This window comes from Halanaerobiales bacterium, assembly GCA_035270125.1.
GTDB lineage: Bacteria > Bacillota > Halanaerobiia > Halanaerobiales > DATFIM01 > DATFIM01.
In genome coordinates, this window is record DATFIM010000037.1 from 1 (window position 1) to 8,711 (window position 8,711).

Annotated in this window: 6 protein-coding genes; 5 read left to right on the top strand and 1 reads right to left on the bottom strand. The window is 28.4% G+C overall.

Features of this window, described 5'->3' with window-relative positions; translation table 11 throughout:
* Window positions 1–24 precede the first annotated feature (24 nt).
* Together VJ881_01925 and VJ881_01930 are read left to right on the top strand one after the other, a co-directional pair.
* On the top strand, window positions 25–1,029 hold the full coding sequence (locus tag VJ881_01925; protein HKL74798.1) for an alpha-hydroxy-acid oxidizing protein: 1,005 nt from the start codon (window positions 25–27) through the stop codon (window positions 1,027–1,029).
* Between the two features lie 31 nt (window positions 1,030–1,060).
* Window positions 1,061–2,413: a D-serine ammonia-lyase gene (locus VJ881_01930; protein ID HKL74799.1), complete on the top strand. Its 1,353-nt coding sequence runs from the start codon at window positions 1,061–1,063 to the stop codon at window positions 2,411–2,413.
* Window positions 2,414–2,437: 24 nt separating this feature from the next.
* On the opposite strand, the gene udk is transcribed toward VJ881_01930, so the two are convergent.
* Window positions 2,438–3,064 (bottom strand): uridine kinase, encoded by a 627-nt coding sequence (gene udk / locus VJ881_01935; protein HKL74800.1) that lies wholly within the window; start codon window positions 3,062–3,064, stop codon window positions 2,438–2,440.
* Window positions 3,065–3,503: 439 nt separating this feature from the next.
* On the opposite strand from udk, the gene VJ881_01940 reads away from it, so the two are divergent.
* The 3 genes from VJ881_01940 to VJ881_01950 all read left to right on the top strand — a co-directional run.
* Entirely contained in the window at window positions 3,504–5,672 is a 2,169-nt protein-coding gene (locus VJ881_01940; protein HKL74801.1) for a heavy metal translocating P-type ATPase, read from the top strand.
* Window positions 5,673–5,726: 54 nt separating this feature from the next.
* Window positions 5,727–6,215 carry a hypothetical protein gene (locus tag VJ881_01945; protein HKL74802.1) on the top strand — a complete coding sequence of 163 codons (489 nt, stop codon included), beginning with the start codon at window positions 5,727–5,729 and terminating at the stop codon, window positions 6,213–6,215.
* 189 nt (window positions 6,216–6,404) lie between these two features.
* The coding region (locus VJ881_01950) for a PAS domain S-box protein (GenBank protein ID HKL74803.1) at window positions 6,405–8,711 on the top strand (2,307 nt) is incomplete at its 3' end.

Here is an 8,711-nt window from a genome sequence, read left to right on the forward strand (position 1 = left end):
AGAAATTTGCAAGGAGGTTTTATTATGGCAAAAGAACAGGCAAGAAAATTAATGGATGGTTTTTGTAGAGTATGTCCTCAATGTGATGGTAGAGGATGTGAGGGAGAAGTTCCTGGTATGGGAGGTAAAGGATCAGGTGCTTCTTTTAAAGCTAATTATGATTCTTTACGAGAATACAAATTGAATATGAGAGTTTTTTCTAAAATAAATAAAGTAGATACCTCTCTAGAAATTTTTGATAAAAAGATTAGTTTGCCAGTTATGGCTGCTCCTATTGGAGGAGTAGATTTTAATATGAGTGAGGAAATATCAGAAATAGAATATTTGAGTTCAGTCGCCAGAGGGAGTTATAAAGCAGAAACTATTGTTTCTGCTGGTGATGGAGTTCGGAAGTATGTTCTTGATGCAGGTATTGAAATTGCAAATAAATATCCAGGTTCGGTAATCCCATTTTTAAAACCATGGGAAGAAAAAACCTTAAGGAAAAAATTAGAAAGATTAGAGAAAGAAACTGATGTTACTACTATTGGAATGGATGTAGATACTATTGGATTAACTACAATAAATTTAATGGGTAAAGAAATAAAACCTAAACCGGCTCAAAAATTGATGAAAATAATTAAAGATTATTCATTTAACTTTATTGTAAAAGGTATAATGACAGCAGAAGAAGCAAGAGAAGCAGTTGACGCTGGTGTTGATGCAGTGTATGTTTCCAATCATGGAGGAAGAGTTCTGGATCATACCCCAGGAGTTGCTGAAGTATTACCCAAAATAGCTAAAGAAGTTGATAATGAAGTAACTATTCTGGCTGATGGAGGAATTAGGAGTGGAATAGATGTCCTAAAAATGATTGCTCTTGGAGCAGATGCTGTTATGATCGGAAGACCGGTTGCCATTGCTGCATTTAGTGAACTGGAAAATGGTGTGGAAAATTATTTTAATAAAATAAAAAAAGAACTGGAGAATGCAATGTTACTGACCGGATGTAGTGATATTTCTGAAATTAATAAAAATATTATTTATTAACTTTATAAGCGATTATATGGGGGTTGATAAGATGATATCAGGAATAAGTGTAGAAGAATGGAAAGAAAAACATCCTATTTTAAAAGATGTTATTAATAAAAAAGAAGTTTTTTGGATTAATTCTGAAAAAAAAGAAATTGATAAAGTAAAAGATAAGTTAACTCTTAGTATAAAAGATATCAGAAAAGCAGAGAAAAGACTTAAAAGATTTGCACCTTTTATAGCTGAAAAATTTCCTGAAACAGCTAATGAAAATGGTATTATTGAATCTAATTTAAAAAACATAAATGAATTCAAGAATATTTTGGAATATAATTATGGTCTTAAAATTAATGGAGAGCTTTTTTTAAAATGCGACCATCAGTTACCTATTGCAGGTTCAATAAAAGCAAGAGGAGGTATTTATGAAGTTTTAAAGCATGCTGAAGATCTAGCAATTGAGGAAGGAATGTTATCTTTAGAAGATGATTACAGCATTTTAGCTAATGATAAATTCAGAAAATTTTTCAATAAATATTCTTTAGCAGTTGGTTCTACAGGTAATCTTGGTTTAAGTATTGGAATTACAGGGGCAGCACTGGGATTTCAAACTACTGTACATATGTCACGAGATGCTAAAGAATGGAAAAAAAATTTACTGAGAGAGCATGGGGTTCAAATAAGAGAATATAAGTCTGATTTTAGTAAAGCGGTAAAAGAAGGAAGAAAAGAATCTGCTCAAAATCCCCATTCTTATTTTGTAGATGATGAAAATTCTAAAGATTTATTTTTAGGATATGCAGTGGCTGCTCTTCGTTTAAAAAAACAACTTGAAAATAAAAAAATAAAAGTTAATGATAATAACCAGCTTTATGTTTATCTACCGTGTGGTGTGGGAGGTAGTCCAGGAGGAATTTGTTTTGGATTAAAATTAGTTTTTGGTGATAATGTTCATTGCTTTTTTGCGGAACCAACACACTCACCTGCAATGTTGTTGGGAATGATTACTGGGGAACATGATAAAATTTCTGTTCAGGATTTTGGTATTGATAATATTACTGCTGCTGATGGTTTAGCTGTTGGGACTCCTTCTGCTTTTGTTGGAAAGATGATGGAAAATTTACTTTCTGGAATATATACCATTGAAGATGATGTTTTATTTATTTTGCTGGCTGAATTAAAAGATGAGATAGGGTTTGATTTGGAACCATCTGCTCTGGCTGGTTTTCCAGGAGTTGCCAGACTTCATAAAGATAATGAGGCGTTTAACTATCTTTATGAAAATAATCTTAACACTTCGAATGAAAATTCAACGCATATTGTTTGGTCGACTGGGGGGAGTATGGTTCCTAAAAATATTCAGGATAAATACTACCAAAAAGGCAAAAAATTAATAAACAAATAAAAAATCCCCTGAAAAGGGGAGTTTTTATTTATTAACTGTTCTTTCAGCTATATATGATTCTAATTTTGTTAAAAGAAGATTGTTTGCTACATCATTCATTCCACCTTCTGGGATAATAATATCAGCATGGCTTTTTGAAGGTTCAACAAAAGCTTCATGCATTGGTTTAACAGTGGTTAAGTATTGATCATAAACAGATTGGAAAGTTCTATTTCGATCATTTATATCTCTTTTTAACCTTCTTAAAATTCTAATATCAGAATCTGTATCAACAAATAACTTAATATCAAATAAATTTCTTAGTTTTTCATCTGCTAATACCAGGATACCTTCTACTATAATAACTGGTTTAGGACTTATTTTAATTGTTTTATCTTTTCTGGTATGTGTTGAATAGTCATATTGAGGCATATTAATTGTATTACCTGCCTGAAGTTTTTTTAGATGTGAAACTAACAAATTAGTTTCAAAAGCCTCTGGATGATCATAATTAACATTTTTTCTTTCTGAAAAAGGAAGATGTGATCTATCTTTATAATAATTGTCATGTGGAATAAAGATTGTATTTTCTTCTTCTAAAGTATCAATCAAAGTGTTAGCTAGAGTTGTTTTGCCTGAACCTGTACCTCCAGCTATTCCTACCATCATCATTTATAATCACTCCTAAAAAGATCGGTCTAATTTTCTTTAAAAAACAATAATCAACTATTAAATATTATTCTTTGAAAAAACTCAAATTCCTTTCTAGATAAATAAATAATAAATTTCAAAAATTTCTTGACAAATGAAATATATATTATATAATGGTAATAGTAATTATTATTGTTAAATAAATTTGTGATATACCCCTTAATCACCTAAACTCCTTAAAAGGTCTGGAAATCCCCTTCCAGGCCTTTTCTTATTTTAAATAATAACTATTGTTAATAATTATGCACAAACTGTGGAAAACATGTGTATAAGTTGAGCTTAAAGCTTAGTTTTATAATAAGAAATTAAAAAAATATATATGTATTGACAAATATATAATTTTTATTATATACTATATATGAACAATTATTCAAGTATTCATATAAAAGGGGTGAAATTAATGAATAATGTAGATATGAAAAAGAAAACAAAAAAAGAAGAAGAGTTAGAAATTGAGGGATTAAACTGTACAAATTGTGCTAATAAAATAGAAAAAGAAATCAATGAACTTGCTTATATAGATAAGGCAGAATTGAATTTTGCTAGAAGTACAATAAAAATAAAAAGCGAAAAAGGGAAAGAAAAATTAAATGAAATTCAAAAAATAGCAGATAGAATAGAACCAGGAGTAAAAATCAAAAATAATAAGACAGAAACTGAAAAGAATAAAAAAAGAGGTAGTATATTTACTCAAAATAATAAACTGATTATGGGCAGTATTTTATTTTTCATTGCAATTATGATAGATAAAGTAAATTTTTTTACAATTAATATATCTCCAATATTTTCTTTGGGATTCTATATTATGAGTTATTTATTAGTGGGAGAAAGAGTTCTAAAAACAGCATATAACAATATTAAACAGGGCAGTGTTTTTGATGAAAATTTTTTAATGGTAATAGCTACATTTGGTGCTTTTGCAATAAATGAATATCCAGAAGCAGTTGCTGTTATGTTATTTTATATGATAGGAGAAATATTTCAGGATAAAGCAGTTAAACGCTCACGTAGATCTATTAAAAAATTAATGGATATTCAACCAGATTTTGCCTGGTTAAAAACTAAAAATAGAATTAAAAAAATGAAACCGGAGAATATAAACATTGGAGATATAATTGTAGTTAAAGCAGGGGAAAAAGTTCCTCTAGATGGAATTATAAAAAAAGGGAAATCAAGGCTAGATACTTCTGCTCTGACAGGAGAATCAGAACCTAGAAAAATAAAAAAAGGTGAAAAAATTTTATCCGGTATGATAAATAAAGAAGGTCTTTTAGAAATTGAAGTAACAGATTCGTATAAAGATTCTACAGTTTCTAGAATTTTAGATCTTGTGGAAGATGCCAGTTCTAAAAAAGCAAAAACTGAAAAATTTATAACTAAATTTGCTAAATATTATACACCAGCAGTAGTATATACTGCATTGGCAGTAGCTGTAATTCCCCCTTTAGTTATTTCTGGGGCAAATTTTTCAGAATGGTTTTATAGAGCTCTTATATTTTTGGTTATTTCCTGTCCCTGTGCTTTGGTAGTTTCTATACCTCTTGGGTTTTTTGGAGGAATTGGTCGTGCTTCAAGAGAAGGTGTTTTGGTAAAAGGAGGAAATTATCTTGAAGCTTTAAATAATGTTAAAAAAATTGTGTTTGATAAAACAGGTACCTTAACCGAAGGTAAGTTTCAAGTAAATAAAATAAAAGCTAGAAAAGAATATACCAGAGATGAAATCCTTAAATTGGCTGCTTTAGTTGAAAATAACTCCACCCATCCATTAGCTATCTCTATTGTTAATTATTATGAAGAGAATTATGATAAATTAGACAATAATATTAAGCTAAAAAATTATAAGGAGATATCTGGAAGGGGAGTAATTGCTGAGGTTAATGATAAAAATATAATACTGGGGAATAAAAGATTATTTAATGAAAATGATATTAAAATAATCAAAGAGGATGAAATGATTAGTGAACAAGGAACAATAGTCTATATTGCTATAAATGGAAAATATAAAGGCTACTTTTTAATTTCTGATAAAGAAAAGTCTGATTCCAGAAAAACAATAAAAAGATTAAAGGAAATGGGAAAAAATGTTATAATGTTAACAGGTGATCGAGATGAATCAGCCAATAAAGTAGCAAATAAATTAGGTATTGATAAATATTTTTCAGAATTATTGCCTGATCAAAAAGTTGAAAAAGTAGAAGAATTAATATCGGCAAAAGATAATAATGAACGTTTGATTTTTGTAGGTGATGGTATAAATGATGCACCTGTTTTGGCCAGGGCGGACATTGGTATAGCTATGGGTGGTTTAGGCTCAGATGCAGCTATCGAAGCAGCCGATATTGTACTCATGGATGATAAACCGTCTGCACTTTTAACTGCTTTTAGTATTGCCCGTAAAACTAGAAGAATTGTCTGGCAAAATATTATTATGGCTTTAGGAATTAAATTTATAGTATTAGGTTTAGGAGTAGCTGGAATGGCTACAATGTGGGAAGCTGTTTTTGCTGATGTAGGTGTAGCTTTACTTGCAGTTTTAAATTCAATGCGAATCCTGAGATTAAAAAATTAAAAATTGTTTTATTTAAACAAATGAGATATAATATGTAAAAAGGAGGGGGAGTTAATGGAAAAACAAAAGAAAAATTTATTTGGCGGGGTATTAATAGTTTTAGGGGCAATCTGGCTTCTAGAAAGTTTTAATTTTATTAATGTTGATTTGACTTTAATTATTATCTCTTCAATTTTACTTGTAATTTATTTTTTTTCTGGAAAAAGAGCAGAATCAAGGAATGTAGGTTTACTTATAGGTGGAAGTATTGTATTGATGATAGGCCTTCATAGTATATTAAATGAATTATTTACTCTTGGTAAAATGGATGGTGTACTATTTTTTCTATTATTAGGAACTGCTTTTTGGATAGTACAAATACTTCATTATAGCCAGATATCTAATGTAAGCTGGCCGACTTATGTTGGTACTTCATTATATGTATTTTCTGCAATCATTTTTTTCTCTGAGTATTTAGAAAAAGGATTTTTCAAATATATTTGGTCTATTGCTCTTATTCTAATAGGTATTTTTATAATTTTCAAAGATAGAATTAGAAGATAAAAAAAGCTCTTGCAAGAGCTTTTTTTAATATGAATTTTCTAATTTTTTTGAAATTTAGCTTTTAATAAGAATATCTCATTTATATTTATTTAATTAATTAAAGGAATTAAGTGATTTTTATAGAAATATATATTACCGAGGATAGAATATATAAATCTTTATTTTTAGGGAATATTGAGGTGAGATATTATGAATAAAAGTTTAGTTATTGTAACCAATAAAAATTCAATAAAAGAAAAAATACGAAGTACTTTAAATAAATCAAGTTATAAAATTACCACAACGTATTTATCTGATTTGAAAAATATAGAAAATATATTCAATAAAAGGATAGATCTTGTTATAGTTGATAATAATATACAGGGCAAATATAAATCACACAAAAAAATTCTAAAAATTAGCAAAGAAAAAGATATTCCCTTTATTTTTTTAATATCTGAAGGTGAAGAAAAAACTTTTAAAAATAAAGAATTTTATCCTTTATCTATTTTTCTTTCTAAATCTTTTAATGAAGTTGAATTAAAAAATAATATTGAAATGATTTTTTATAAATATGAATTTATAAAACAAACCACCAAAATTAACAAAGAGCAGGAAATGCTTTTAAATAATATCCAAAATCAAGTTTGGTTTCTTACTGAGCCTGAAGTTTATGGAAGAGTAAATGAAGCTCATGCTGAGTTTTTGGGGTTTGAAAAAAATAAATTAGAAAATAAAAAAATAAGCGAATTATATTCTGATGATTCAGCAAAGAAATTAATAAAATTTAATAAGAAAGTATTTAATAGAAAAGAAGAATTCAGAGGGGAATTCTGGTTAAAAAATTCTAATCATGAAGAAAGATTAATTTCCATTAATGCTTCTCCAAATTTAAATAATAATAATAGAGTAGAGTTTGTAGTTTGTTCTGCTGAAGATATTACTGAAAAAAAAGAGATGGAAAAAAAATTAATGCAAAGAGAACAAAGATTTTTGTCTATGATAGCTACTCTGCCTGATATACTGGTATTATTTAATAGAAAAGGTGTTTATAAAAGCATCTGGACCGGTCATGAAGAAAATCTTTATAAAGAAAAAAGTGAAATGTTAGGAAGTAAATTTGAAGATATTTTACCAAAAGAAGTAGCTGCAAAAATAAGAGATCATTTAAATAAAGCTCTTAAGTACAATAAATTACAGGTTTTTGAATATAAGTTACCGGTTTTAGATGGAGGAATAAAATATTTTGAATCAAGGATGACTGCTATTAGCCAAAATCAAGCAGTAGTAGTTATTAGAGATATTACTGATAGAAAAGAAGCTGAAAAAGAACTTGAAGTACAAAAAGCTTATTTTAAACAACTTTTTGAAAACTCACCAGATGCTATCGCCATTTTGAATATAAATAGTGAAGTTATAAATATAAATGAAAGCTTTACTGAACTTTTTAACTATGAAATAGAAGAAATTAAAGATAAACAAATAAATGAATTTTTGGCTCCAGAAAAATATAAAAAAGAAGCCTATGAGGTTTCAAACAGAATTTGTTCTGGAGAAATTGTACAAAAAGAAACAGTAAGAAAAAAGAAAAATGGTGAAAAGATAGAAGTATATCTTTTATCTTATCCAATTAAACTTGATGATGATAAAGTAGGAATGTATGCTTTATATCGTGATATAAGTGAAAGAAAGTTTCTAGAAAAGAATTTGAGAGAAAGCAAGAATAAAATAGAAGAATTACATGAAATAGCTATAGAAATGGAAACTATTGATAATGAAGATGAAATATATAAGTTGACAGTTGATGCTGCAGAAAACATCTTAAATTTTGATGTCTGTTCTCTTGATATAGTTGAAGATAATATGTTTGTAGTAAAAGCAAGAAGTACAGGAGTTAGGGATGATGGAATAGATGAAAAAGCTCCTATTACTACCGGTGTAGCTGGAAAAGTATATCAAAGTGGAGAATCGCGAATTACTGGAGATGTAAGGGATGACCCTGATGCTGAACCGGCAAATTCTGCTTATAAATCAGCTATGACCGTACCAATTGATGATTTTGGAATTTTTCAGGTTATATCTAACAAAAAAGATTATTTTGATGAAGTAGATCTTGAGTTAACTGAACTATTAATAGCCCATACTTCAGCTGCTATTAAAAGAATTAGAGCGGAAGAAAGAATAAAATATCTTGGTTATCATGATAGTTTAACTGATCTTTACAATAGAGCTTATTTTGAAGAAGAAATGGAGAGATTGGATGTAAAAAGAAATCTTCCATTTAGTATAATTATTGGTGATCTTAATAATCTAAAAAAAGTAAATGATAAATATGGACATGATAAAGGTGATAAAGTAATAAAAGATATTGCTAAAAAATTAAAAGAAAATTGTAGAGAAGATGATATTCTGGCTCGTTGGGGTGGAGATGAATTTGGTTTACTTTTACCGCAAACAGATAATAAGACAGCCCAAAAAGTTATGCAGAGAATTCATATCAATATATCAAATTACTCT